Genomic DNA, 26011 nt, shown 5'->3' with positions numbered 1-26011 from the left:
CGCTGTGAGAACAAGGTATGGCGGGGCGAGGGGGCGCCGAATCAGTCACGCATAAGTACTTTCCTCGGCCGATGACGTAGGCGCCCGATACGGTGAACGGATGCTGCACGGACGCGAGGCCGAACAGGCCCGCATCGATCGACTGCTCGCCGATGCGCGTGCGGGCCGCAGCGGCGTTCTCGTGCTGCGCGGCGAGGCGGGCATCGGCAAGACGGCGCTGCTCGATTACGCTGCGGCACAGGGCATTCCGTCGGTGCGCAGCGCGGGTGTCGAGTCGGAGGCCGAGCTGCCCTTCGCCGGACTGCACCTGCTGGTCCGGCCCGGCATGGCGCTGGTGGACACGCTGCCCGAGCGCCAGCGCGCGGCACTGCTCGGCGCGTTCGGGCTCGGGGAGCGGGAACCCGGCGACCGGCTGCTCATCGGCCTCGCGGTGCTCTCGTTGCTGGCCGAGGAGGCCAGTGAGGGACCGCTGCTGTGTCTGATCGACGACGCGCACTGGTTGGACCGCGCGAGCGCGGAAACCCTGCTCTTCGCCGCGCGTCGGCTGGACGCGGAAGGCGTCGCGATGATCTTCGCGACCCGCGCGGGCGCGAACGATTTCCCGGCGCCCGGCCTGCCGGAGCTGTCTGTGACAGCGCTGCGCCAGGACGCGGCCGCCGCGCTGGTGGACGCGGACGCGCCGGATCTCGCCCCCGCGCTGCGCTACCGGTTGCTCACCGAGGCGGGCGGCAATCCGCTGGCACTGCGGGAGCTTCCCGCGGTGTTGGCCGCCGAGTCGGCCGACTCCGGGCCGAATCCACTTCCCCTCACCCAGCGGCTTCAGGTCGCCTTCCACGGCCGGGTCAGCAGACTGCCCGCGGCCACGCGGACCCTGCTGCTGGTCGCCGCGGCGGCGGGCGCGGCCGAGATCGATCCGGTGCTGCGCGCGGCGGCGACCCTCGGTGCGGGGGCCGCCGATCTACAGCCCGCCGAGGACGACGGCTTGGTGCACACCGACGGCCGGACGCTCAGCTTTCGCCATCCGCTGCTGCGTTCGGCGATCTACCAGGGCGCACCGCTCGCCCAGCGGCTCGCCGCGCACGGCGCGCTCGCCGCGACGCTGACCGCCGGCGAGGACGCCGACCTGCGCGCCTGGCATCTGGCCTCGGCGGCCACCGGCCCGGACGAGGCCATCGCCACCGCGCTGGCCGCCACCGCCGACCGGGCGCTCGCCCGCAACGGCTATCACGGCGCGGTGGCCGCCTACGAGCGCGCGGCCGCGCTGAGCACCGATCCCGCGGCGCGGGTGAGCAGGCTGGTCCTCGCGGCCGAAACCGCGGGCGAGACGGGCATGTACGAGATTGCGGACCGGCTGGCCGAGCGCGCGGCGGCGCAGACGGCCGACCCGCTGCTCGCCGCCCGCCTCGACCTGGTCCGCGGCCTCGCGGAATTCGGTGCGGGCAAACGACTTCCGGCACACCGGCGGCTGGTCGCGGCGGCCGACGCGGCGCGGCGGGAACCGCAGCTCGCGGCGCGCATCCTGATGGTCGCGGTGCACACCGCGTGGTATCTGGGCGCCGACGAACTCGACGAGGTGACCCGGCGCCTGGCCACCCTGCCGCTGCCCGAGGACGATTCGCTGGCGCACACCACCGCGTACGTGCTCGACGGCGTGCACGGGCGGTTCCGCGTGGACCTGCGCGCGGCGGCCGACGCGGCCCGCGCCACGGGGGCGGATGTGCGCGACCTGGTGCAGTTGTGCGGCGTCGGTCTCGTTGTCGGCCAGGACGAGCGGGTGGCGGAACTGGCGGACGAGCTGGTCGCGACATGCCGCGACGAGGGCAGGATCGGCCCGCTGCCGACGCTGCTGTTCTTCCGCGCCGAAGCCGAGGCCTTCCTCGGCCGACCGCGCGAGGCGCTGGTCGTCGCGACCGAAGGGGCGCGGATCGCGCAGGACATCGGGCAGGACCACTGGGTCGGCCAGCTCTCGGCCATGCTCGCCTACCTCGCGGCGCTGAACGGGCGGGAGGCGGACTGCCGTGCGGCGGCCGAGCACGCGCTTGCCGAGCGGTTCGGCGGTGCCGACGCGCCGGGCGCCGCCTGGGCACACGCGGCGCTGGGTCTGCTCGATCTCGGGCTCGGCCGGGTGGACAGCGCCATGGCGCGGCTCGAATCGCTGACCGAGGAACCGTCCAGGCACATGGTCATCGGGCTGCGCTCGCTACCGGATCTCGTGGAAGCGGCGGTCCGGCTCGGTGACCCGGCACGGGCGGGCGACGCGCTGGATCGTCTCGAGGCCTTGGCCGCGGACTCGCGCCAGGACTGGGTGGCCGCGCTCGCCGCACGCACCCGCGCCCTGCTCGGTCCGGACGCGGCCGCCGAGGAGCATTTCCGCGCCTCGCTCGAGCTCGGTGGGCGCCCGTTCGAGCGCGCCCGCACCCAGCTGCTCTACGGAGAGTGGTTGCGCCGCAATCGCCGCAAAGTGGACGCCAGGACCCAGCTGCGATCGGCTTTGGAGACCTTCGAGCGCTTGGACGCCGCGCCGTGGGCCGAGCGCGCCCGCGTGGAACTCGGCGCGCTCGGCGTCGGCGCGGCCGCACGGGCCGGATCGGGAGTGCTCGCCGCGCTCACCCCGCAGGAATTGCAGATCGTGCGGCTCGCGGCGCAGGGGATGACGAATCGCGACATCGCGGCGCAGCTTTTCCTGAGTCCGCGGACGGTGGGCCATCACCTGTACAAGGCGTATCCGAAGCTCGGTGTGGTCTCGCGCGGGGAACTGGCGGCGCTGCCGCTGGACCCGGACTGATCTGTAGCGGCACACGGCGCAGACGCCGATCGGAGGGCGCTGACCGAGGTCGACCGATACCTGTTGGGGCGCGGAACCGACGGTCGGCCTGCTCGATCGAGGGGTGGGGCTACGGGAGACGATCAGTGCGCGGACAACGTACGCGGACGCCGGACCACCCCGGCGTCGCGGCGCGCGGCGACATGACCGAGCGTCCAGCGCACAACCGTGATCGCGGCGGCGGCCAGCACGGCGACCTGCGGCGCACCGGTGATCAGCAGGAGCAACACACCAGCCACCAGCCCGGCGGCCAGCGCCTCGAGCTTGTACACGGGCCACGCGGTGCCCGCGATGTCCACGCTGATGGGGTGAGCCGTTGCCATGGCATCAGGATATACGGAAGGTGAATTTCGGGCCACCGAACATTTCCGGCCGGGAACACCGGCGGCCGATGCGGTGTTGCCGGTCGTATGCCACTTACCGGAGAGTACGCACCGAGCACGTCCGACTGGGCCCGCAAGCAGGCCGAGACCTACGAGAATTCCGGCGGTACCAAGGGCACGTCGATGATGGGCAAGCCCGTCGTTCTGCTCACCACCAAGGGCGCCAAGACCGGAAAGCTGCGCAAGACCCCGCTGATGCGGGTCGAGCACGACGGCGAATACGCCGTGGTCGCCTCGCTGGGCGGCGCGCCGAAGCACCCGGTCTGGTACTACAACATCAAGGCCGAACCGCACGTCGAACTGCGCGACGGCGAGGTCAGCAAGGACTACACCGCCCGCGAGGTCTTCGGCGAGGAGAAGCGGGTGTGGTGGGACCGCGCCGTCGAGGTGTGGCCCGATTACGCCAATTACCAGACGAAGACGACCCGCGAGATCCCCGTTTTCGTGCTCACCCCGCGCTGACCGGAACGGCGAGCGCCCCACCCGCCGCGCACCCGCGTCGTGGCGGGTGGCAGCATATTTCGAGTGTCCAATCCGCTTGATGTGATCGATCACCTGTCCGCCGCCCGTCCCGCTCTGAGCGCGGACGAGATCGATGCCGCCGCCAAGCGAATTGCCGACATTATCGACCCGACCCCGCTCCAGCTCAGTCCGCGGCTGTCCGCGCTGACCGGCGCGCAGGTCTACCTCAAGCGCGAGGACCTCTCGGCCGTGCGCTCCTACAAGCTGCGCGGGGCCTACAACCTCATCGTCCAGCTCAGCGCCGAGGAGCGGGCCGCGGGCGTGGTCGCCGCCAGCGCGGGCAACCACGCCCAGGGCGTCGCCTACGCCTGCCACGCCATGGGCATCACCGGCCGCATCTACGTGCCGACCACCACCCCGAAGCAGAAGCGCGACCGGATCCGGGTGCACGGCGGCGAGTTCGTCGAGCTGATCGCGGTCGGCGAGACCTACGACGCCGCCGCCGCGGCCGCGGCCGCCGATGTCGAGCGCACCGGCGCGACCATGGTCCCGCCGTTCGACGACCCGCGCACCGCCGCGGGCCAGGGCACCATCGCCGCCGAGATCCTCGAACAGCTCGGCGCGGCGCCCGACCTGGTTGTCGTTCCGGTGGGCGGCGGCGGCTGCCTGGCAGGCGTCGGCACCTACCTGCGCGAGCGCGCACCGCAGACCGGCATCCTCGGCGCCGAACCGGCTGGCGCGGCGTCGATGACCGCGGCGCTGGTCGCGGGCGGACCGGTGACGCTGCCGGAGATCGACCCGTTCGTCGACGGCGCCGCGGTGCGCAGGATCGGCGCGGTCCCCTACGCCGCGGTCGCGGGCTTCGGCGGCCGGGTCGTCTCGCACGGCTCGCTGCCGTTACTGACCGCGACCGAATCCCGCAGCGGCGCGGGCGCTTTCCGCCTGCTCCAGGTCGACGAGGGCGCGATCTGCACCACCATGCTCGACCTCTACCAGAACGAGGGCATCATCGCCGAACCCGCGGGCGCGCTCGCGGTGGCCGCGCTCGCCGAGGTCGAGGTCACGCCCGGTTCGACGGTGGTGTGCCTGGTGTCGGGCGGCAACAACGACGTCTCGCGCTACGGCGAGATCATCGAGCGCTCGCTGGTGCATCGCGGCCTGAAGCACTACTTCCTCGTCGACTTCCCGCAGGAGCCCGGCGCACTGCGCCGCTTCCTCAACGAGGTGCTCGGCCCGGACGACGACATCACCCTGTTCGAGTACGTCAAGCGCAACAACCGGGAGACCGGGGCCGCGCTGGTCGGCATCGAACTCGGCACGCCGGACGGCTTGGAGCCGGTGCTGGAGCGCATGGCCGCCTCCCCCATCCAGTGCGAGCGGCTGGAGCCGGGTTCACCGGCCTACCGGTACCTGACCTGACCCCACCCGCCCTGCCCGGCGTCGGGCCGGGTAGGGCGGCGGTCGGGTGGTTGCCGTGTCGGTCAGGCCGCTGCGTCGCGCGTCTCGTCGAGCGTGACGCGCCGGGTGGCGCGCAGGCAGTTCAGGATCAGCGGCAACAGCCACATGGCCGAGAACTGGTCGACACCCAGCTGACCGGCCGAGAGGCGGTTGTGCACGAAACCGACCGAGAGACCCATGCGCGGTTCGGCCCAACCGAACGAGCCGCCGAGCCCGATGTGGCCGAGGCCGCCGCGGGCGCCCGGCATCGGCAGCGAGTGGTAGCCGAGGTGCCACATCATCGGCGCGTAGAACAGCGCGTGATCGAGGCGGTAGGTGCGCACCTTGCTCAGTTCCCTGATCGTCGCGCGCGACAGGAACGGCAGGCCGCCCGGCGTCTCGCCGCTGGCGACCGCGCCGTACATGGTGGCCAGCGCGGACGCGGTGGCGACGCCGTTGCCCGCGGGGAGTTCGGTGCGCAGGATCGCCGCCTCGTCGCCTTCCAAGATGGCGTGCAGGCCGGGCAGGAACAGGCAGCGGGTCACCGCGCCCAACGCTCCCGGAATGAGGTGGCTGCGACCGAGCACGAGTGCGCCGAGCGGCTTGCCGAGCAAGCTGAGCTGGCTGCCCGCCAGCGGCGCGTACACGGTGGAGGACTCGGCGGGCGGCAGCCCCAGGTGCAACCCGTCGATGCCGAGCGGCTCGGACACCTCGGTGCGGAACAGCTCGCCCATGCTCTTGCCGGTGATCCCGCGCGCGATGCCGGCGAGCAGCCAGCCGTAGGTGAGCGCGTGGTAGGTCGGCACGCCGAGTAGTCGATCGGGTTTGGCCGCGGCCAGGCGCCGCTCCATGAGCTCGTGGTCGAGGATGTCGTCGGGGCTCTTCGCGATCGGCGCCAGCGCCGAGAGGCCCGCGCTGTGCGTCATAACCTGCCGCACCGTGATGCCGCCCTTGCCGTTGGCGGCGAACTCGGGCCAGTACTCGGCGACGGGAGCGTTGTAGTCGAGCAGTCCGCGGTCGGCCAGCCGGTGGATGACGGTGGCGGTGATGCCCTTGGTGGCGGAGAAGATGATCGAGCCGGTCTCCCGGGTCCAGACCCCTTCGCCCGCGGTGCCGGTCCAGATGTCGACGAGGGGTTCACCGTTCAAATGCACCGCCAACGCGCCACCCGCGCCGCGACGATTTCCGAACGCCCTGCTGAAAGCGCGTACCAGGGGTCCGAATTCGGCGGCGGCGCTGCCGCTGACTGAAGCCACGTTGCTCATCACTCCACGGTAATGGCGATGGACAAACTGGGCAATGGCCCTGTCCGGGACAGTTGGCGGACCGTTACTCGGGATTCGGTACGGTCACGGCCTTTTCACGAACCGGGGCGAGTCGGCGAGCAGCGCGAACGAGTGCGCGGGAATCGTTGTGCCCGTTGGGCCTTCGGTCGGCGGCTCCCAGGACAGCAGGGAGAACCCGGTTACCGGCACCCGCACCGGATCCTCCGAGAGGTTGCACACCAGGTGCAGCCCGCCGCGGTGCAGGACGAGCCATCGGGACCGTTCATCGTAGTCCACCCGCACGTGCGGTAGCGACGAATCGGTGAGATCCGGGTGTGCCCTGCGCATTGCGAGCAGGGCGCGATAGCAGGCGAGCAGCCTGGCCCTCGCGGGATCGGCGAGTTCGGACCAGTCCAGCTTGGATCGGTGGAAGGTGGCGGGGTCCTGCGGGTCGGGCACGTCCTCGCTCGGCCAGCCGTGCTCGGCGAACTCGTCCTTGCGTCCGGCCGCGGTGGCCGCGCCGATCTCCGGGTCGGTGTGCGAGGTGAAGAACTGGAATGGCGTGCGCGCGCCCCATTCCTCGCCCATGAACAGCATCGGCGTGTACGGCGAACACAGGACGAGCGCCGCCTTGACGGCGAGCTGGCCGTCGGTCAGGTAGGCGCTCGGCCGGTCACCCAGCGCACGGTTGCCGACCTGATCGTGCGTGCAGGTGTAGGCGAGCAGCGCCGAACCGGGGACCACGGAACGATCGAGCGGGCGACCGTGGACGCGGCCGCGGAAGCTGGAGTACGTGTTCGCGTGGAAGAAACCGTGCGTCAGCGTCCGTGCCAGACAGGCCATCGAACCGAAATCGGCGTAGTAGCCCTGCCGCTCGCCGGAGACCGCGGCGTGCACAGCGTGGTGCAGGTCGTCGTTCCACTGCCCGGTCAGCCCGTAGCCGCCCGCCGCGCGCGGCGTGATCAGCCGAGGGTCGTTGAGATCGCTCTCCGCGATCAAGGTCAGCGGCCTGCGCACGTGCGCGGCGAGGCGTTCGGTCTCCGCGGCCAGCTCGGCGAGCAGATGGGTGGCGGTGCGGTCGACCAAGGCGTGCACCGCGTCCAGCCGCAGCGCGTCGATGTGGAAGTCGCGCAGCCAGCGCAACGCGTTGCCGATGATGTAGCGGCGCACCTCGTCCGAGGCGGGACCGTCCAGGTTCAGGCTCTGCCCCCAGGTGTTGCGGCCCTCGGTGAGGTAGGGACCGAAGCGGGGCAGGTAGTTGCCGGACGGGCCGAGATGGTTGTAGACGACGTCGAGACAGACCGCCAAACCGCGCGCGTGACAGGCGTTCACGAACCGTCGCAGCCCGTCGGGCCCGCCGTAGCTCTCCTGCACCGCGTACCAGAGCACGCCGTCGTAGCCCCAGTTGTGGGTGCCGTCGAAGGCGTTGACCGGCATCAGCTCCACCACGGTGACGCCCAGGTCGACGAGGTGATCCAAGCGTCCGATCGCCGCGTCGAAGGTGCCCTCGGGAGTGAACGTGCCGATGTGCAGCTCGTAGAAGACCGATCCCGCCAGCGGCCGCCCGGTCCAGTCGCCGTCGGTCCACCCGGCCGGATCCAGCGCGTGCAGCGCGGAGCGTCCGTGCACGCCGTCCGGCTGACGGGCCGAGCGCGGGTCTGGCAGCACGGTGGGGTCGTCGTCGAGCAGGTATCCGTACCGCGCGCCGTCGGCCGCGTCCCGCTCGACGCGCCACCAGCCGTCGGCGCTGCCCGTCATCGGGTGCACGTCTCCGTCGAGTTCCAGCCGCACCGTGCCGGCCCTGGGCGCCCACACCTCGAAGACAGTCACCGCGCCAGCATCGCACGCCGGGCAGGCGACCTCATCCCGACGGGCGGCCGTCGAGCGGCATCGGCGCGGCGTTCTTCGAGCGTGTCGGCGCGACGTCGCTCGTGCGCACTGATGCGCTGCCTCGAGCGCACCGGCGCTGCGTCCCTCCTGCGCACCAGGGCTACGTCCCTGGTGCGCAGCGGCGCTGCGTCCCTCGTGCGCACCAGGGCTGTGTCCCTCCTGTGCAGCAGCGCTGCGTCCCTCGTGCGCACCAGGGCTGTGTCCCTCCTGTGCAGCAGCGCTGCGTCCCTCGTGCGCACCAGCGCTGCGTCCCCCGTGCGCACTGGCGCAGTCGCACTCGGGCTGCGAGAGTGAACGGGTGGGACTGTACGAGAATCAGGTCGTGCCCCGGCTGGTGGAGTTCGCCTGCGGCCTGCGGGTCAACGAACCGCAGCGGCAGCGGGCGTGCGCCGGTCTGCACGGCCGGGTGGTGGAGATCGGCTTCGGTTCAGGCCTCAACGTGCCGTTCTATCCGGACACCGTGCGGTCGATCAGCGCGGTGGAACCGGCGGATCTTGGCTGGAAACTGGCGGGCAAGCGCCTGGAACGGGCGACGGTGCCGATCGAGCGGGCCGGGCTGGACGGCCAGTCGCTGCCCTTCCCGGACAACACCTTCGACTCCGCGCTGTCGACCTGGACGATGTGCACCATTCCCGATGTGGCGACCGCGCTCGCGGAGGTTCGCCGGGTGCTGGTGCCCGGTGGGACATTCCACTTCGTCGAGCACGGGCTCGCGCCGGACGCCAAGGTCCAGACCTGGCAGCACCGGCTCAATCCGATCCAGAAGAAGGTCGCGGGCGGGTGCAACCTCGACCGCGACATCCTCGGCTTGGTACGGGCCGCCGGGTTCGAGATCCGCGAGCTGGACGTGTTCTACGGCGAGGGACCAAAGTTCCTCGCCGCGCTGACACTGGGCGTCGGGGTCTCCGCGTAGGCGTACCTCCGCCTGCGCTCCGGCCGTGCGTGGACTGTGGACGGACTCCGTCCGGCAGCGCCCGCCGTGCGCACCTCCGCCTTCGCTCCCGCCGTGCGCGGCTGTCGACGGACTCCGTCCGGCAGCGCCGATCAGCCCGGCGACACAGCTGCGCGCGGCCCGTCGAGGAAATCGACGGACCGCGCACGGCCGAAGCTACGTCAGTGGATTTCGACGTGCAGCGTGTAGCTGGCGTTGCCGCGGGTGGGCGCGACGAGCACGCGGTACAGGCCGTCGTAGGGCAGCACGATCTCGGTCGCGGTCTCCTCGACCACCAGCACCAGGCCGTCCGGGGCGGAGATGCTGAAGTTCACGTTGTCCTCCAGCGCGACGATCGCGGTGTAGAGCGACTGCCCGCCGCGCGCCTCGAGCAGGTAGCTGTCGGCGTCGCCGCGCACGACCGCTCCGTCCAGCGTCGCCTCGCTGGTACCCGGCGCGAACTTGATTTCCGCGTACACCCCCGCCTGCGCGGCGCCCGCGCCTGCGACGGCGAACACGAGGGTAGCCGTCAGAGCGGTGAGCGCGAGGAGTGCGGCACGGAAGGGGCGGAAGATCGTTGCCATGATCGTTGTCCTGTGGTGAGAGGGGAATATCGAACGCCGCCAAGTGTTCCCACGACGGCTTGTGGTCGGCTGAAGACGCGGTTAAAGCGCCTGGCAAACGGCCTCGACGCGAACCGGTCGGTGTTCGCACTTACACCGACGGAATCCCCACCCTGGTCGCCACCGACGGCAGGCAGATTCCGCACAGTCTGCTGGTACTCGACCCGCAAGGCAACGTCATCGCCACCCATACCGTCAGCGGCATCAAAGAAGCCGGAGCACCCGCGACGCCGCTCACCAGGGGCCTCGTGGACGGCTCGCTCAACTACCTCCACATCGCCGGCGCGGCCAATGTTCTCGACGTGATGTCGGCAGCAAGCTGGGCTGAACGATCAACGTCGCTACAAAGGGACTGCCACCAAGATCCGGCGGCAGTCCCTTTCCGCGCCAACCGAAGCCTCGGGAGACCGGCGCGATCGACGCCACTCAACTCGCCAGGCAGCTCGGGCCGAGGAGGGCCTTGAGGTCGCCGAAGAGAGCCGAGGAGGGGGAAACGCGCAGGCTGTCGTCGAGTTTGAGCAGGGTGGTCTTGTCGCGGGCGCCGACGTGGCGGACGTGGACGTCGGAGGTGCCGGGGTGGCGGGAGAGGACGCGCTTGAGTTCGCCGATCTTGTCCGGGGTGCACATCCGGGTGGAGATGGTGACCGCGAGCGGTTTGGCGACCCCGATGGAGGACAGGTCGGGGACGGCGAGGTCGTTGGCGATCAACGAGATTCGGTCGTCGCGCACCGAGACGCGCGCCTTCACCAGCACCACCGCGTCCTCCACGACATCGGCGCCGTACACCGAGTACGCCTGCGGGAAGAACAGCACCTCGATGCCACCGGTCAAGTCCTCGAGCTGGGCCGAGGCCCAGGCCAGGCCGTTCTTGTTGATGCGCCGGTTCACCGAGGCGAGGATGCCGCCGATGGTGACCTGCGCGCCGTCCTTCACGTCGCCTTCGAGGATGGTGGGGATCGGGGTGTCGGCCTGCGCGGCGAGCACGTGCTCCACACCGTTGAGCGGATGCCCGGAGACGTAGAGGCCGAGCATCTCCCGTTCCAGCGCCAGCTTGTGCTTGGACTCCCATTCCTCGTCCGGCACAGCGACATTGAACACCGAGGCCACCGACTCGTCGGCGTCCATGCCGCCGAACAGGTCGAATTGTCCGATGGCCTCGGCCTTCTTGGTGGTCATCACCGCGTCGATGGCGTCGGAGTGGATCAGCATCAGACCCTTGCGCGGATGCCCGAGGGAGTCGAAAGCACCCGCCTTGATGAGGGATTCGGTGACCTTCTTGGTGCAGGCGACGGCGTCGATCTTGTTCAGGTAGTCGGAGAAATCGGTGAACTTCGATTTCTCCTTGCGCGCCTGGATGATCGAGGCCACCACGTTCGCGCCGACGTTGCGCACCGCGCCGAGGCCGAAGCGGATGTCCTTGCCGACCGAGGCGAAGTTCTGCTCGGACTCGTTGACGTCCGGCGGCAGCACCGTGATGCCGAGTCTGCGGCAGTCCGACAGGTAGACCGCGGCCTTGTCCTTGTCGTCACCGACGGAGGTGAGCAGGCCGGCCATGTACTCGGCCGGATAGTTGGCCTTGAGGTAGGCGGTCCAGAAGGAGACAAGACCGTAGCCCGCCGCGTGCGACTTGTTGAACGCGTAGCCGGCGAACGGAAGAATGGTGTCCCACAGCGCTTTCACCGCGCCCTCGGAGAACCCGTTCGCGGTCATGCCCTCGTGGAAGCCCTTGTACTCGGCCTCCAGCACCTCGAGCTTCTTCTTACCCATGGCCTTGCGCAGCGCGTCGGCCTTACCCATGGAGTAGGAGGCGACCTTCTGGGCGATGAACATGATCTGCTCTTGGTAGACGATCAGACCGTAGGTCTCGGCGAGGATGTCCTTGAGCGGTTCCTCGAGCTCCGGGTGGATCGGCTTGATCGGCTGGCGGCCGTTCTTGCGGTCGGCGTAGTCGTTGTGCGCGTTCATGCCCATCGGGCCGGGGCGGTACAGCGCGAGCACGGCGACGATGTCGTTGAACCCGGTGGGCTGCATGCGGCGCAGCAGGTCGCGCATCGGCCCGCCGTCGAGCTGGAAGACGCCGAGAGTGTCGCCGCGCGAAAGCAATTCGTAGGTGGCGGGATCGTCCAGCGGCAGGTTGTCCATGTCCAGGTCGATGCCGCGGTTGGCCTTGATGTTGTCCAGCGCGTCACCGATGACGGTGAGGTTGCGCAGACCGAGGAAGTCCATCTTCAGCAGGCCGATGGCCTCGCAGGACGGGTAGTCCCATCCGGTGATGATCGCGCCGTCCTGGGGTCGGCGCCACACCGGGATCGCGTCCATCAGCGGCTCAGAGGACATGATCACCGCGCAGGCGTGCACGCCCGCGTTGCGGATCAGGCCTTCCAGGCCGCGGGCGGTCTCGTAGATCTTGGCGACATCGGGGTTGTTGCCGATGAGTTCGCGGACCTCGGCGGCTTCCTTGTACCGCTCGTGATCGGGGTCCATGATGCCCGAGAGCGGGATGTCCTTGGCCATGATCGGCGGCGGCAGCGCCTTGGAGATCTGGTCGGCGATGGCGAAACCGGGCTGGCCGAACTGGACTCGCGCCGAGTCCTTGATGGCGGCCTTGGTTTTGATGGTGCCGAACGTGATCACCTGGGCGACCCGGTCGGTGCCCCACTTCTCGGTGGCGTACCGCACCATCTCACCGCGGCGGCGATCGTCGAAGTCGATATCGATATCGGGCGCGGAGGGCCGCTCGGGGTTCAGGAACCGCTCGAACAGCAGGCCGTGCGGAATCGGGTCGATATTGGTGATGCCGAGCGCGTACGCGACCAGCGAACCGGCCGCCGAACCACGACCGGGACCGACGCGGATGCCGACCTCCCGCGCGTGTTTGACGAGGTCGCCGACGACGAGGAAGTAGGCGGGAAAGCCCTTCTGCCGGATGACGTCGAGCTCGAAGTAGGCGCGGTCGTAGTACTCCTGCGGCACGCCGTCGGGGAACCGGCGGGCCAGCCCGCGGTCCACCTCTTTGCGCAGCCACGAGTCCTGGGTCTCGCCCTCCGGCACCGGGAACACCGGCATGCGGTCCTTGAAGTTCCACACGTCGTCGTAGGACTGCACGCGCTCGCCGATGAGCACCGAGTTGTCGCACGCGCCAGGCACTTCCGCGTCCCACAGGGCGCGCATCTCGGCGGCCGACTTCAGGTAGTAGCCGTCACCGTCGAACTTGAACCGGGTCGGGTCCGAGAGCGTCTTGCCGGTCTGCACGCACAGCAGCGCCTCGTGGTTGGCCGACTGATCCTTGGTCACGTAGTGGCAGTCGTTGGTGGCCAGCGGCGGAATGCCCAGCTGCTTGCCGATGTTCAGCAGCCCCTCGCGGACCCGTCGCTCGATGGACAGACCGTGATCCATCACCTCGAGGAAGAAGTTGTCCTTGCCGAAGATCTCCTGCCACTTGGCCGCTGCCTCGAGCGCCTCGCGGTCGTGGCCGAGGCGCAGCCGGGTCTGGACCTCGCCGGACGGGCAGCCGGTGGTCGCGATGATGCCCTCGGCGTACTGGGCGATGATCTCCTCGTCCATGCGCGCCCACTTGCCGAGCTGTCCTTCGATGGAGGCCAGCGAGGAGAGCTTGAACAGGTTGCGCAGGCCGGTCGCGGTCTCGGCGACCATCGTCATGTGGGTGTAGGCGCCCGAACCCGAGACGTCGTCGCCCTTCTGGCTCGGATCGCCCCACTGCACGCGTTTGGTGTCGAACCGGGAACCGGGCGCGATGTAGGCCTCGATGCCGATGATCGGCTTGATGTCGTGTTTCTTGGCGGAGTTGTAGAACTCGGAAGCGCCGTACATGTTGCCGTGGTCGGTCATGCCGACCGCCGTCATCCCGAGTCGCTTCGCCTCGGTGAACAGCGGAGAGATCTTGGCCGCGCCGTCGAGCATGGAGTACTCGGTGTGGTTGTGCAGGTGAACGAACGATCCGGACTCGGCCAAGACAGTCCTTCCTCCCAAGGTCTCGACGGGGGTTGGTGCACCGAGTCTAAGCGCCCCCTGCGACACGAATTCGCACCGGCACGCGCCGCCTGGATGATCATCGGCGCGTCGTGAAGAAGATCACCGGCGCGTCGCGAGCGGCCGCCCAGATCGGCCGGAAACACCGGTCGCGGAGGGCCCCGCGCCGCCGGGAACGACAGCGCGCCCGCGAGTGGGGAGATCGATCGAAAGCGTGCGGACCGAAGGCTCGATCTTGGTACTCTCGCATCCGCGTACGCAGGTCGATAAATCCGCGACAATTCGGACGAGGTGTCGAATGACCACCAAGCTGACCAGCACGCTAGTCAAGACAGTCCCCGCGGCCGCCGCGCTCTCCGCGGCCGCGCTCGCCGTCACCGCGGCACCCGCCGTGGCCAACGGCGGCGAGTTCGCCACCATCTACGCGCTGACCACCGGAGCATGCGTCGCGCAGATCGACGCCTCCGTCAACGGCGACGCGTACCCGCAGTCCGCGGCCTTCACCGTCGCCTCGAACATGTGGGGCGTCGGGCCGTGCAGCGTCCCGGTGACGCTGAACTGGCGCAATACCGAGACCGGCGAGACGGGGAAGGTCACCCAGACGCCCAACGGTCCCGGCTTCTGGATGAACGACGGCAAGTCGGCGATCTTCAGCCCCGGCGTCGGGAAGTTCACCGCGACGATCACGGTCGGCGCGGCGCACATGCCGCAGCCCAACACGATCCAGTTCGCGGTCTCCAAGGGCTGACCCGCGCCCGCGGCGGCGCGTCCATAATCGGACCATGATCGGGCGATTCCTGACCGTGGTCCGGTGACCGCGACCGTGGTCGCCGTCGTCACGGCGACGCTGGTGGCGGGTGGCGCGCTGTTGGTGTGGCTGCGCACGCGGCGGGTGGTCACCACACCCGCCGAACGCGCCGTGCACTCGGCGCTGCACACCGCCTCGCTGGCGGCCGTGCCGCTGCGCCGCGGGCTCACCGAGCAGTCCGCGCGGGAGGCCGCGCCCCATCTGCGCGCGCTGACCGGCGCGGACGCACTCGGCGTCGCCGACCCTGACGGCGAGGTGCTCGCCTGGGACGGACCCCATGCCGATCTCGCCGAGGTCTTCGCCGACGCGGCGCGGCGGGCGACCGCGAGCGAACGACCGGTGCTGGTGGCCGGTCCCGGGCAGGGCGAGCACGGCGCGCGGACGCTGGTTGCGCAGCCGTTGCTGATCGAACACAGCGGCGCGGCGGGCGCGCTCGGCGTGGTCACCAACGGCAAGCCGGGGCCGGGGCTGCTCGGCGCGCTCGCCGAGGTGGCCCGTTACGCCTGCGGCCAGCTGGAACTCGCCGACCTCGACGCGTCGCGCGCCCGGCTGGACCGCGCCGAGGTGCGCGCGCTGCGCGCCCAGATCAGCCCGCACTTCATCTACAACGCGCTCAACACCATCGCGTCGTTCGTGCGCACCGATCCGGATCGGGCAAGGGAGCTCATCCTCGAGTTCGCCGACTTCACCCGCTACTCCTTCCGGGCCGCGGGGGAATTCACCGTGCTGTCGGACGAACTGCGCAACATCGAGCGCTATCTCGCGCTGGAACGGGCCCGTTTCGGCGACGCGCTCCAGGTGCGGCTGCGGATCGCGCCGGAGGTGCTCGGCGTGGTACTGCCCTTCCTCGCACTGCAACCGCTGGTGGAGAACGCTGTGCGGCACGGCATCGCGGGCAGGCAGGGCGGCGGCACCATCGCCATCGTGGCCACCGACGCGGGCACCGACTGCCTGATCAGCGTCGAGGACGACGGCGCGGGCATGGACCCCGATCTGCTGCGCTCCGGCGCGCTCGACGCGGTCGAAACGGGTTCCGGCCCTGCGGGTTCCGGCGAATCCGCACACGTGGGGCTGGCGAACGTGGACGACCGGCTGCGTGCGGCCTTCGGCAACGACTACGGGTTGATCGTCGAGACCGCGCCCGGCGCGGGCACCAAGGTCAGTCTGCGGGTGCCGAAGTTCCGCCCCGGCGTGCGCGCCTGACGCGGTCGGGGTATCCGAAACCGCGCCGATCACCGTGCCCTTACGATGGAGCGGTTGTGACGCAGAACACCGATGACTCGGCGAGCCCGCTGCGCGTGCTCGCCGTGGATGACGAGAAGCCCGCTCTGGACGAGCTGGTGTATCTGCTGCGCACCCAACGCGGCGTCGGCGAGATCCACACCGCGGGCGAGGCGACCAGCGCGCTGCGGGTGCTGCGCACCCATCCGGTGGACGCTGTCTTCCTCGACATCAACATGCCAGGGCTCGACGGCATGGAGCTGGCGGGCATCCTCTCCGAGTTCGCCAACCCGCCCGCGGTGGTGTTCGTGACCGCGCACGACGACCGGGCGGTGAGCGCCTTCGATCTCGGCGCGGTGGACTACCTGCTCAAACCGCTGCGCGAGGCGCGCCTTGCCGAGGCGGTGCGGCGCATCACCCAGACGCGCGCCGCTCCCCCGCCGCCCGCCGCGCCGCGCACCGACCCGAACGAGGTGATCCCCGTCGAACTCGGCGGCGTCACCACCCTTGTGCATCGCTCCAGCGTCAGCTGGGTCGAGGCGGACGGCGACTACGCGAGGCTGCACACCAGCGCGGGCTCGCACCTGGTGCGCATCCCGCTCACCGCACTCGAATCCCGCTGGGAGAACGCCGGTTTCCTGCGCGTGCACCGCTCCTACCTGGTGGCGCTGCGGATGGTGACTGGCTTGCGCACGGTGGGCAGCGGCACGGTGGTGTGCCTGCGCGCCGAGGGCAGCGCGGCGGCGGTGGAGCTGCCGGTCAGCCGCCGCCAGGTGCGCGAGCTCAAGCAGCGACTGGTGCACGGGCCGCGGCACAACTGGACGACCCGGTGACCGGCCCGCAGCGGCCCGCGCGCCAGCGGGTGGTGCTCGCCGAGCGGCGCGGCGCGCGACGGGTGCGCACCCGCGTGGAGGTAGCAGAGCAGACCGAGATCGGCGAAGCCTTGATCGGCGGTCTGATTCGCGCCCAGCTCGGCCTTGCGCTGCGGCTCGCGGTGGTCACGGTGCTGGTGCTCGGCGCGATTCCGCTGCTGCTCGGAATCGACGCGCTCGCCTCCGCCGTCGTGCTCGGCGTGCGGCTGCCCTGGCTGCTGCTCGGTGTCGCGGTGTTCCCCGCGCTGTACGTCGTCGGGCGTCTGTACGTCCGACTGTCCGAACGCAACGAGGAGGACTTCCTCGACCTGGCCGGGGACTGACGTGGGCGCGCCCGCCCTGACCCTCGCGGCGCTGCTGCTCGCCGCGTTCGCCACCGTAGCCATCGGCGCCTACGGTGTGCGGCTGGCGCGCACCACCTCCGATTTCCTCGTCGCCTCGCGCAGCGTCGGCCCCGGCTGGAACGCCGCGGCGATCTCCGGCGAATACCTCTCGGCCGCCTCGTTTCTCGGCGTCGCGGGGCTGATCGCCAAGTACGGCGCGGACGCGCTGTGGTATCCGGTCGGATTCACCGCGGGCTATCTGGCGCTGCTGCTGTTCGTCGCCGCCCCGCTGCGCCGCTCGGGGGCCTACACGGTGCAGGACTTCGCCGAATTCCGGCTCGGCTCGGTGCGTTTGCGCAGGCTCGCCGCGGTCGTGGTGGTGCTGGTGTGCGCGGTGTATCTGATCCCGCAGTTCCAGGGGGCCGGGTTGACGCTGCGGATTCTGCTCGGCGTGCCCAGCTGGGTCGGCGCCGTCGCGGTCGGCGTCATCGTGATCGCCAATGTCACCGGCGGCGGCATGCGGTCGATCACGCTGGTCCAGGCGTTCCAGTACTGGCTGAAGTTCACCGCGGTCGCGCTGCCCGCCCTTGTGCTGCTCGGTCATTTCCTGGCCCAGGACCGCGAGCTCGGCACGGCCGCGCCGCCGATCGTCACCGAGCGCACCACCGTGGACGTCACCACCGACGTGGTGGTGCAGGTCGGTGTCGGACAACAGGTCTCGATCACCGGCACGGTGGACGGCCGCCGGGTCGACGGCCCGGTGGCGTTGACGCCCGGCGAACACGAGCTGGCCGCGGGCACCGAGATGGTGCTCGAATCCGGTTCCGCGGTACCTGTGGTGGCGGGGGCGCCCGCCGACGGCGCCAGCTGGTTGTCGCCCGGCGGCGGCTTCGGCGGTACGCACCCGACCTACCAGGTGTATTCCCTGATCATCGCCACCTTCCTCGGCACCATGGGTTTGCCGCACGTGCTGGTGCGCTTCTACACCAATCCCGACGGCCGGGCCGCGCGCGCCACCGCGCTCGCCGTCATCGGCCTGGTCGGCACGTTCTACCTGTTCCCGATCCTGCTCGGGGTGTTCGCGCGGCTCTATGTGCCGCAGTTGCTGATCACCGGAACCTCCGACGCCGCGGTGCTGTTGCTGCCCGGTTCGGTGCTCGGCGGATTGCCGGGGCAGCTGCTCGCGGCGCTGGCCGCGGCGGGCGCCATCGCCGCGTTCCTCTCCACCTCCTCGGGGCTGCTCGTCAGCATCGCGGGCGTGCTCAGCACGGACATGCTGCGCGGCCGGATCAGGGACTTCCGGATGGCGGCGCTTGCGGCGGGCGCCGTGCCACTCGCGCTGTCGCTGACGGTCGCCTCGCTCGACCTGTCCCGCACGGTCGCGCTGGCCTTCTCGGTGGCCGCGTCGACGCTGTGTCCGCTGCTGGTGCTCGGCATCTGGTGGCGCGGCCTCACCGCGAAGGGCGCCGGAGCGGGCCTGATCGCGGGCGGTCTGGTCGCGGGCGGGGCGACGGCGGTGTCGGTGCTCGGCGGCGCGTCCGAGGCGGTGGCCGACGGCTGGCTCGCCGCGATCCTCGGCTATCCAGCGGCGATCAGCGTGCCGCTGGCCTTCCTGACGATGATCGTGGTGAGCAAGCTGACGCGCGGCCAGGCCCCACGCACGGTGCGGCGGATCTTCGTGCGCATGCACGCGCCGGAACGGCTCGGCATGGGCGCCGACCGCGAGCGCGGACTGCGCGCGAGCTGACGTCGAGGCCGCTCGGCCGCCGACCGTTCGTCGCACCGAGCCGACCGCTCGCCGCACAGATCCCGGCCTTCACAGAGTGACCTGCGCCACAAGACATATCGGGGCTCGGCGCGGTCTACCTTCACCCCAGTAATCCACGTCACAAGCTAGGACGCTCCGATGACAAGTATCGACCTCGACGGCACCAAGCCACCGCGCACGCCGAGCGCCGAGGACTTCGCGGCCGTACAGGCCAGTCCGCAATTCCAGGAGCTGCGCAACCGGCTGCGCCGCTTCGTGTTCCCGATGACGGCGCTGTTCCTGGTCTGGTACCTGAGCTACGTGCTGCTCGGCGCGTACGCGCACGACTTCATGGCGAGCAAGGTCGTCGGCGACATCAACGTCGGGCTGCTGCTCGGTCTCGGCCAGTTCGTGTCCACCTTCGTGATCACCGCGCTCTACGTCCGCTTCGCCAACAAGGAACTGGATCCGCGCGCCGCGGCCATCCGCGTCTACCTGGAGGGTGAGCGGGCATGACAACGCAGTTTCTTGCCGCCGACACGGTCGGCAACCCCATCGCGAACATCGCCATCTTCGGCCTGTTCGTGGCCGTCACCATGGTCGTGGTGATCAGGGCCAGCCGCGACAACGCCAGCGCCGCGGACTACTTCACCGGCGGACGCGGCTTCTCCGGCCCGCAGAACGGCATCGCCATCGCGGGCGACTACCTTTCGGCGGCAAGCTTTCTCGGCATCGCGGGCGCCATCGCCGTCTACGGCTACGACGGCTTCCTGTACTCCATCGGATTCCTGGTGGCCTGGCTGGTCGCGCTGCTGATGGTCGCCGAAATGCTCAGGAACACCGGCAAATTCACCATGGCCGACGTGCTGAGCTTCCGGCTGCGGGAACGGCCGGTGCGCACCGCCGCCGCGCTGTCCACGCTGACCGTCTCGCTGTTCTACCTGCTGGCCCAGATGGCGGGCGCGGGCGGCCTTGTCGCGCTGCTGCTCGACATCGACGACCGCGCGGGGCAGTCGGTGGTGATCGCCGTCGTCGGTGTGCTGATGATCGTCTACGTGCTGGTCGGCGGCATGAAGGGCACCACGTGGGTGCAGATCATCAAGGCGGTGCTGCTCATCACCGGCGCCGCGTTGATGACGGTGATGGTGCTCGCGAAGTTCGGGTTCAACTTCTCCGACATTCTGGGTTCGGCCCAGCAGATGGTCTCCGACTCCACCAACAAGGCCGTCGCCTCGCGTGACGTGCTCGCCCCCGGCGCGCAGTACGGCGCGAACGAGACCTCCAAGCTGAACTTCGTCTCCCTCGGCCTTGCCCTCGTGCTCGGCACCGCGGGTCTGCCGCACGTGCTGATGCGCTTCTACACCGTGCCGACCGCCAAGGAGGCCCGGCGCTCGGTGGTGTGGGCGATCGCCCTGATCGGCGCGTTCTACCTGTTCACGCTGGTGCTCGGCTACGGAGCGGCCGCGATCGTCGGTCCGGATCGCATCCTCGCCTCGGCGGGCGGCCAGAACTCGGCGGCGCCGCTGCTGGCCTTCGAACTCGGCGGTGTGCTGCTGCTCGGCATCATCTCCGCGGTCGCGTTCGCCACCATCCTCGCCGTGGTCGCGGGCCTCACCATCACCGCGGCGGCCTCGTTCGCGCACGACATCTACGGCAGCGTGCTCAAGCGCGGCAACGCGGACGAGTCGGCGCAGGTGCGGGTTTCGCGGATCACCGCGGTGGTGATCGGTGTGCTCGCCATCGGCCTCGGCATCCTGGCCAACGGACAGAACATCGCGTTCCTGGTGGCGCTGGCCTTCGCGGTCGCCGCGGCGGCGAACCTGCCGACGATCGTGTACTCGCTGTTCTGGCGGCGCTTCAACACCACCGGCGCGCTGTGGAGCATGTACGGCGGCCTGATCTCGACCATCGTGCTCATCGTGTTCTCGCCCGCCGTGTCTGGCAGCAAGAGCGCCATGCTGCCCGGCTCGGATTTCGACTGGTTCCCGCTGTCGAACCCCGGAATCGTCTCCATCCCACTGGCTTTCGCGCTCGGCGTGATCGGCACCCTGGTTGGCGGCCGAACACAGGAGAACCCAGCGAAGGCCGCCGAGATGGAGGTTCGCTCGCTCACCGGAGTGGGCGCGGAGAAGGCGGTCGTGCACTGACCTTCCCGGTCCCGGCCGATGCCGGGACCGCCGCAGGACTCGCCGCAACGGCGCGGCGCCCGTCGGGTCCCGGCAACACCGGGACCCGACACCTGTTCCCGTTGCCGCTCAGGCTTTTTCGATTGGAGATGTGACTTGACCAGCGCCACCACCGAACCCGGCACCGCGCTCCCCGTGGCCTACCCGCCCGGCGCCGAGTTCGCCGACGCCGCGAATGCCGATGCGGCACTGTACGATCGGGCCGCCGAGGACCGCGACGCGTTCTGGGCCGAACAGGCCGAGCGACTGCACTGGCATCGGACATGGAACCGGGTGCTGGACTGGAGCGACGCGCCGGTGGCCAAGTGGTTCGTCGATGGACAGCTCAACGTCGCCTACAACTGCGTGGACCGCCACGTCCTCGACGGACACGGCGATCAGGTCGCGATCCACTGGGAAGGCGAACCGGGCGACTCCCGCGACATCACCTACGCCGAACTGCTCGCCGAGGTCTGCCGGGCGGCGAACTATCTCACGGACCTCGGCCTGCGCGCAGGCGACCGGGTCGCCATCTACATGCCGATGGTTCCCGAGGCGATCGTCTCGATGCTCGCCTGCGCCCGCCTCGGGCTGACCCACTCGGTGGTGTTCGCGGGCTTCTCCCCCACCGCCCTGCGCCAGCGCGTCGACGACGCGGGTGCGCGACTGGTGATCACGACCGACGGACAGTGGCGACGCGGGGCCGCCGCGCCGCTCAAGGCCGCGGTCGACGAGGCGCTCGCCGACGGGAAGTCCAGCGCGGAACACGTGCTCGTGGTGCGGCGGACGGGCATCGAGGTGCCGTGGACCGAGGGCCGCGATCTGTGGTGGCACGAGACCGTGGCCCAAGCCTCGACCGAGCACGAGGCGCAGCCCTTCGACGCCGAGCACCCGCTGTTCATCCTCTACACCTCGGGCACCACCGGAAAACCCAAGGGCATCCTGCACACCTCCGGCGGCTACCTCACCCAAGCCTCCTACACCCACCACTACGTCTTCGACCACAAACCCGGACAAGACGTCTACTGGTGCACCGCCGACATCGGCTGGGTCACCGGCCACAGCTACATCGTCTACGGACCCCTGTCCAACCGCGCCACCCAGGTCGTCTACGAAGGCACCCCCAACTCGCCCACCGAGCACCGGCACTTCGAGATCATCGAAAAGTACGGCGTCACCATCTATTACACCGCCCCGACCCTGGTGCGCACCTTCATGAAATGGGGCCGCGAGATCCCCGACGCGCACGACCTCTCCTCGCTGCGACTCCTCGGCTCCGTCGGCGAACCGATCAATCCCGAGGCGTGGCGGTGGTACCGGGAGGTGATCGGCGGCAATCGGACTCCGATCGTGGACACCTGGTGGCAGACCGAGACCGGCGCGATCATGATCTCCCCGCTGCCCGGCGTCACCGCCGCCAAACCCGGCGCCGCGATGACCCCGCTGCCCGGCATCTCCGCCCAAGTCGTCGACGACGATGGCACCGGCCTCGAGCGCGGCCGATCCGGACTCCTCGTGCTGGACCAGCCGTGGCCGTCGATGTTGCGCGGCATCTGGGGCGACATGGAGCGATTCCGCGAAACCTATTGGGCACGCTTCGCTTCCGAGGGCTGGTACTTCGCCGGTGACGGCGCGAAGGTGGACGAGGACGGTGCGCTCTGGGTGCTCGGCCGGGTCGACGACGTCATGAACGTCTCCGGCCACCGCATCTCCACCGCCGAAGTCGAATCCGCCCTCGTCGGACACTCCGGCGTCGCCGAAGCCGCCGTCGTCGGCGCCACCGACCCCACCACCGGCCAAGGCATCGTCGCCTTCGTCATCCTCACCGCCGAAGCCAAAGACACGGGCGCGGCGCTCGTCGACGAACTGAAGGCCGAAGTCGCCCGCGAAATCAGCCCCATCGCCAAACCACGCGAAATCCACGTCGTCCCCGAACTCCCCAAAACCCGCAGCGGCAAAATCATGCGCCGCCTGCTACGCGACGTCGCCGAAGGCCGCGAACTCGGCGACACCTCCACCCTCGTCGACCCCAAAGTCTTCGAGGCCATCGCCCGCGGCTGACCCGGCGCGCGGCGGCGTACCCGGTCCGTGAGGGGGATCGGGTCCGCCGCCGACCGGCCCGCCCTGCGACCGGCACGCCCCTTACACAGTCCGTCCGGCGACAGGGTTCATCCTTCGACCGAAGCGGGTCCACAGGAACCCGAACCTGGCCGACACCTGCGCGCCGTCGACCCGCAGTCGTAGCATCGCCTCGCGTTGGCGAGTGAACCGCCCGGGGGCCGGTGACGTGGTCAGTGCGAGCGGCGGTTCGGGCGGGTTCGGCTCGGCGCCGCCGTGGCTGGAAGTCGAGGAGATCCGCATGAAGCGCGCTTGCGATAACGACCATCTACTACTGGACCGCCGCACGGTGGTGGTCGGAGCCGGGGCGCTGGCCGCCACCGCGCTCGCGGCGTGCGGCGCTTCCGGTGACGACACGGCGGCGTCGGCTCCAGCATCCGCGGCGCGGTCCGGCGGCCCGACGGTCCTCGCCAAGACCGCCGACGTACCCGTCGGCGGCGGCGTGATCGCCGGTGACACGGTGGTCACCCAGCCGAGCGCGGGCGTCTTCGTCGGCCTGGACAGCACCTGCACGCACGCGGGCTGCCGGGTCGGCGAGGTGACCGGCGGCACCGTCAACTGCCGCTGTCACGGCAGCAAGTTCGGCTTGGACGGCTCCGTCGTAGCCGGACCGGCCCAGCGCCCGCTCGCATCCAGAGTTGTTCGGGTGGAGGGTGATTCGGTCGTCGCCGGCTGACGTCAGTCGTCGCCGAACATCTCCGCCATGCGTCGGTCCATCTCCTCGGGGGAGATGTCCTCCACGTGCGTGGCCACCGTCCAACGGTGTCCCCACGGGTCTTCGAACGCGCCGCTGCGGTCACCGTAGAACTGGGTGGTCATCGGCGAGAGTTCCTTGGCGCCACCGGCGATGGCGGCCGTGAAGGCCGCGTCGGCGTCCTCGACGTAGACGTAGATGTTGACGGGTGTGCCGCCGACCGTCTTGGGGTCGAGGAATTCCATCTCCGGCGCGGGGTCGCCGAGCATGATGACCGAATCGCCGAGGGTGAGCTCGCAGTGCGCGATCTTGCCGTCGGGGCGCGGCATGCGCATTCGCTCCGCCGCGCCGAACACCTGCTTGTAGAAATCGATCGCGGCCGCGGCGCCGTCGATCGCCAGGCCCGGCGATACCGCCGGATATCCGTCGGGGATGGGTTTCACATCGGACATTGGGGACCTCCGATCGAGGCGTTTGTGTCGGATAGGGCGAGCCTATTCCCGACCGCCGCCGAAATCGCCCGATCGGCGGAAAGATCTACGGGCGAACGCCCGAAACCACACCCGCCGCTCACGGCCCGGCGACACCGCGCAACCTGTCCACCTGATCGGCCGTCAGCTCGGTCAGCGCCGCGGGTTCAACCGACTCCGGCGCGGTTATGGTGACCTGCGCCAATACCGAGCCCACCTGGACGATCGACGCCACCGAGACCAAGGTGAATCCGGCGCTGGAGGTGCGCAGCTGGAATGCCGTCGAGGCGTCCCCGAAGGACGGTTGCGCCAAACCGCCGAGCCGGTATTCGATCGACGTCCCGTCCGCGTCGTTGCCGGAATATTCGGTGCATTCGCGCAATGTTCGCTGCACAACGGAAAAGGCGTCCGACAATTTCTCCGGTGCATAACTCGCGGCATCGATATCGATACTGGAGAAGCTCGGACCGTTGTAGGCGACGGTATTCCAGGTCAGCGGTTCGGTGCCCTGCTCGGCCAACGGCAGCAGCACCCGCGCGCACTGGGCGGGCCGCGTCTCGGCCGTGGGTCCTGCGGTCTGCGCCTGTCCCGGGGTGCGGGCATCGAGCACCGGCGTCATGCCGGGCAGGTCGGCGGGACCGAGCAGACGGCGAGCCAGCTCGGCCGGATCGGTCAGCGGTGGACCCGGCACCGAAGCGGCCGCGACCGCGGGACCGAGCGGCGGCAGGTCGGGAGCGGACGGCTCCTCCCGCTCCGATCCGCAGCCCGCGACCACCGCCGCGCTCACCACCCCGAGCAGCAGGCCGCGTTTCACTCCGCCCACGACACCTGCGTGGTGATGGTCTGCTGCAACATGCTCGCGCTGCGCGGATCACGGTAGGCCTGATGACCGCCGACGGTGATGGAGCCCGCCACCGGCAGCGGCAAGCCGAGGTCGACGGTGATGGTCCCGGTGCCCTGCATCACGTAGTCCTCGATGTCGAGGGTGCCCGCGTCGTTGGGCAGCGACCACTCCGAGGATTTCGGGGTCTGCGTCACATTCAGGTGGATGGTGAGCCGGTCGCCGTCGCGCTCGGTCAGCGTCGCGGTGGTGACCTGGTCGAGCGTCACACCGCCGGTCACCTCTTGGTGCACGGTCCACACGGCGCCCTCGCCCACCGGCTCGTCGGGGAACATGATCGAGCGGTACACGGCCTGGTAGAACGCCTGCTCGAGCGCGGCGCGCGCGGCGTTGGAGGTGTCCGGTGACGGCGCGAGCCGCAGCGCGGTGATGGCGCCGTCGTCGCTGAAATCGAAGCCGGCGTGCGAGCCGTCGGCGGCGGTGAGCGCCTTGTTCAACAGCGGGTCGGGCGTGGACACCGCGCCGATGGTGAGATCGACGCCCTCGGCGCTGGTCTCGGCGGTCATCGGGATGGTCAGCGCGGGCGTGGAGAAGTCGCGCTTGGGCTGGTCGTTGATCTGCTGCTCGATGCGGTGATCGGTGCGCAGGGTCACCCGCTGGTCGGTGCCGACGACGAAATGCGGCCGCAGCACGTCGCGCGGCTCGGCGCCGGGCGAGAGCAGCGTGGCCGCCGCGGCAGAGATCGGCACGGTCACTTCCTTGGGCATGCCGAGCGGCTCGGTTCCTTCGGTGGCCGCGGGCGCCTCGGTGTCGTCGCCGCAGGCGACGCCGAAGGCGGAAAGCCCGACCGCGAGCACGACGAGCAACACACTCGAGCGCGCGAACCGGGGCAGGTGAGAAGAAGACAACACCGTCACGAGCAACACGATACGACCGCTTCCTGAGTG

21 protein-coding genes are annotated in these 26011 nt (G+C 70.0%); 13 read left to right on the top strand and 8 right to left on the bottom strand.

Annotation, left to right across the window (positions count from 1 at the left end; translation table 11 throughout):
* Window positions 1-100 precede the first annotated feature (100 nt).
* Window positions 101-2785 (top strand): helix-turn-helix transcriptional regulator, encoded by a 2685-nt coding sequence (locus CRP45_RS18365; protein WP_097246055.1) that lies wholly within the window; start codon window positions 101-103, stop codon window positions 2783-2785.
* A gap of 122 nt (window positions 2786-2907) precedes the next feature.
* Here the strand turns inward: CRP45_RS18365 and CRP45_RS18360 are convergent, their stop codons facing one another.
* The gene (locus CRP45_RS18360) at window positions 2908-3147 is read right to left on the bottom strand and encodes a hypothetical protein (RefSeq protein WP_097246054.1); all 240 of its coding nucleotides are present in this window, start codon (window positions 3145-3147) and stop codon (window positions 2908-2910) included.
* Window positions 3148-3234: 87 nt separating this feature from the next.
* On the opposite strand from CRP45_RS18360, the gene CRP45_RS18355 reads away from it, so the two are divergent.
* Window positions 3235-3669 (top strand): nitroreductase family deazaflavin-dependent oxidoreductase, encoded by a 435-nt coding sequence (locus CRP45_RS18355; protein WP_067785617.1) that lies wholly within the window; start codon window positions 3235-3237, stop codon window positions 3667-3669.
* A 63-nt stretch (window positions 3670-3732) separates the two neighbouring features.
* Window positions 3733-5088: a threonine ammonia-lyase IlvA gene (ilvA, locus tag CRP45_RS18350; protein WP_067785620.1), complete on the top strand. Its 1356-nt coding sequence runs from the start codon at window positions 3733-3735 to the stop codon at window positions 5086-5088.
* Window positions 5089-5150: 62 nt separating this feature from the next.
* Here ilvA and CRP45_RS18345 read toward each other — a convergent pair whose 3' ends face one another.
* The gene (locus CRP45_RS18345; protein ID WP_067785623.1) at window positions 5151-6371 is read right to left on the bottom strand and encodes a serine hydrolase domain-containing protein; all 1221 of its coding nucleotides are present in this window, start codon (window positions 6369-6371) and stop codon (window positions 5151-5153) included.
* Window positions 6372-6455: 84 nt separating this feature from the next.
* Entirely contained in the window at window positions 6456-8201 is a 1746-nt protein-coding gene (treZ, locus tag CRP45_RS18340) for a malto-oligosyltrehalose trehalohydrolase (RefSeq protein ID WP_097246053.1), read from the bottom strand.
* Between the two features lie 358 nt (window positions 8202-8559).
* Here treZ and CRP45_RS18330 point away from each other — a divergent pair, with 358 nt between their 5' ends.
* A complete protein-coding gene (locus CRP45_RS18330; RefSeq protein ID WP_067785641.1) occupies window positions 8560-9174 on the top strand; it encodes a class I SAM-dependent methyltransferase in 615 nt (204 codons plus the stop codon).
* Window positions 9175-9374: 200 nt separating this feature from the next.
* On the opposite strand, the gene CRP45_RS18325 is transcribed toward CRP45_RS18330, so the two are convergent.
* On the bottom strand, window positions 9375-9776 hold the full coding sequence (locus CRP45_RS18325) for a hypothetical protein (protein ID WP_097246051.1): 402 nt from the start codon (window positions 9774-9776) through the stop codon (window positions 9375-9377).
* Between the two features lie 465 nt (window positions 9777-10241).
* Window positions 10242-13787, bottom strand: a complete 3546-nt coding sequence (dnaE, locus tag CRP45_RS18320; protein WP_097246050.1) for a DNA polymerase III subunit alpha — start codon at window positions 13785-13787, stop codon at window positions 10242-10244.
* A gap of 316 nt (window positions 13788-14103) precedes the next feature.
* Here dnaE and CRP45_RS18315 point away from each other — a divergent pair, with 316 nt between their 5' ends.
* The 9 genes from CRP45_RS18315 to CRP45_RS18275 all read left to right on the top strand — a co-directional run bounded on the left by CRP45_RS18315 (window position 14104) and on the right by CRP45_RS18275 (window position 23735).
* Window positions 14104-14553, top strand: a complete 450-nt coding sequence (locus CRP45_RS18315; RefSeq protein WP_245910201.1) for a hypothetical protein — start codon at window positions 14104-14106, stop codon at window positions 14551-14553.
* Window positions 14554-14616: 63 nt separating this feature from the next.
* The gene (locus tag CRP45_RS18310) at window positions 14617-15816 is read left to right on the top strand and encodes a sensor histidine kinase (RefSeq protein ID WP_067785653.1); all 1200 of its coding nucleotides are present in this window, start codon (window positions 14617-14619) and stop codon (window positions 15814-15816) included.
* 56 nt (window positions 15817-15872) lie between these two features.
* Window positions 15873-16667 carry a LytR/AlgR family response regulator transcription factor gene (locus CRP45_RS18305; protein ID WP_097246049.1) on the top strand — a complete coding sequence of 265 codons (795 nt, stop codon included), beginning with the start codon at window positions 15873-15875 and terminating at the stop codon, window positions 16665-16667.
* The gene (locus tag CRP45_RS18300; protein WP_067785659.1) at window positions 16664-17029 is read left to right on the top strand and encodes a hypothetical protein; all 366 of its coding nucleotides are present in this window, start codon (window positions 16664-16666) and stop codon (window positions 17027-17029) included. The genes CRP45_RS18305 and CRP45_RS18300 overlap by 4 nt, the downstream gene beginning before the upstream one ends.
* A gap of 1 nt (window position 17030) precedes the next feature.
* The gene (locus tag CRP45_RS18295; protein WP_097246048.1) at window positions 17031-18776 is read left to right on the top strand and encodes a sodium/solute symporter; all 1746 of its coding nucleotides are present in this window, start codon (window positions 17031-17033) and stop codon (window positions 18774-18776) included.
* A gap of 159 nt (window positions 18777-18935) precedes the next feature.
* On the top strand, window positions 18936-19292 hold the full coding sequence (locus CRP45_RS18290) for a DUF485 domain-containing protein (protein WP_097246047.1): 357 nt from the start codon (window positions 18936-18938) through the stop codon (window positions 19290-19292).
* Complete coding sequence (locus CRP45_RS18285; protein WP_097246046.1) at window positions 19289-20923, top strand: solute symporter family protein; 1635 nt, start codon at window positions 19289-19291, stop codon at window positions 20921-20923. Before CRP45_RS18290 ends, CRP45_RS18285 begins: the two co-directional genes overlap by 4 nt.
* 135 nt (window positions 20924-21058) lie before the next feature.
* On the top strand, window positions 21059-23002 hold the full coding sequence (acs, locus tag CRP45_RS18280; protein ID WP_245910200.1) for an acetate--CoA ligase: 1944 nt from the start codon (window positions 21059-21061) through the stop codon (window positions 23000-23002).
* A 298-nt stretch (window positions 23003-23300) separates the two neighbouring features.
* Window positions 23301-23735, top strand: a complete 435-nt coding sequence (locus CRP45_RS18275; protein ID WP_097246149.1) for a Rieske (2Fe-2S) protein — start codon at window positions 23301-23303, stop codon at window positions 23733-23735.
* Window positions 23736-23737: 2 nt separating this feature from the next.
* Here CRP45_RS18275 and CRP45_RS18270 read toward each other — a convergent pair whose 3' ends face one another.
* From CRP45_RS18270 to CRP45_RS18260, 3 genes are all read right to left on the bottom strand, one after another.
* Window positions 23738-24205, bottom strand: coding sequence for a VOC family protein (locus CRP45_RS18270; protein ID WP_067785674.1), 468 nt, complete (start codon window positions 24203-24205; stop codon window positions 23738-23740).
* Window positions 24206-24323: 118 nt separating this feature from the next.
* Window positions 24324-25046 (bottom strand): sensor domain-containing protein, encoded by a 723-nt coding sequence (locus tag CRP45_RS18265; RefSeq protein ID WP_097246044.1) that lies wholly within the window; start codon window positions 25044-25046, stop codon window positions 24324-24326.
* Window positions 25034-25975, bottom strand: coding sequence for a hypothetical protein (locus CRP45_RS18260; protein WP_097246148.1), 942 nt, complete (start codon window positions 25973-25975; stop codon window positions 25034-25036). The genes CRP45_RS18265 and CRP45_RS18260 overlap by 13 nt, the downstream gene beginning before the upstream one ends.
* Between the last annotated feature and the right edge of the window lie 36 nt (window positions 25976-26011).

It is taken from the genome of Nocardia amikacinitolerans (assembly GCF_900215415.1).
Lineage (GTDB): Bacteria > Actinomycetota > Actinomycetes > Mycobacteriales > Mycobacteriaceae > Nocardia > Nocardia amikacinitolerans.
Note: the sequence above shows the minus strand (reverse complement) of the source record. Positions and strands in the feature narration are given on the sequence as shown.

Coding starts and splice junctions, on each gene's coding strand:
- CRP45_RS18325 (WP_097246051.1), bottom strand. CDS start 9,776: ATGGCAACGATCTTCCGCCCCTTCCGTGCCGCACTCCTCGCGCTCACC.
- CRP45_RS18345 (WP_067785623.1), bottom strand. CDS start 6,371: ATGAGCAACGTGGCTTCAGTCAGCGGCAGCGCCGCCGCCGAATTCGGA.
- CRP45_RS18275 (WP_097246149.1), top strand. CDS start 23,301: ATGAAGCGCGCTTGCGATAACGACCATCTACTACTGGACCGCCGCACG.
- CRP45_RS18360 (WP_097246054.1), bottom strand. CDS start 3,147: ATGGCAACGGCTCACCCCATCAGCGTGGACATCGCGGGCACCGCGTGG.
- CRP45_RS18355 (WP_067785617.1), top strand. CDS start 3,235: ATGCCACTTACCGGAGAGTACGCACCGAGCACGTCCGACTGGGCCCGC.
- CRP45_RS18290 (WP_097246047.1), top strand. CDS start 18,936: ATGACAAGTATCGACCTCGACGGCACCAAGCCACCGCGCACGCCGAGC.
- CRP45_RS18365 (WP_097246055.1), top strand. CDS start 101: ATGCTGCACGGACGCGAGGCCGAACAGGCCCGCATCGATCGACTGCTC.
- CRP45_RS18285 (WP_097246046.1), top strand. CDS start 19,289: ATGACAACGCAGTTTCTTGCCGCCGACACGGTCGGCAACCCCATCGCG.
- CRP45_RS18315 (WP_245910201.1), top strand. CDS start 14,104: ATGACCACCAAGCTGACCAGCACGCTAGTCAAGACAGTCCCCGCGGCC.
- CRP45_RS18270 (WP_067785674.1), bottom strand. CDS start 24,205: ATGTCCGATGTGAAACCCATCCCCGACGGATATCCGGCGGTATCGCCG.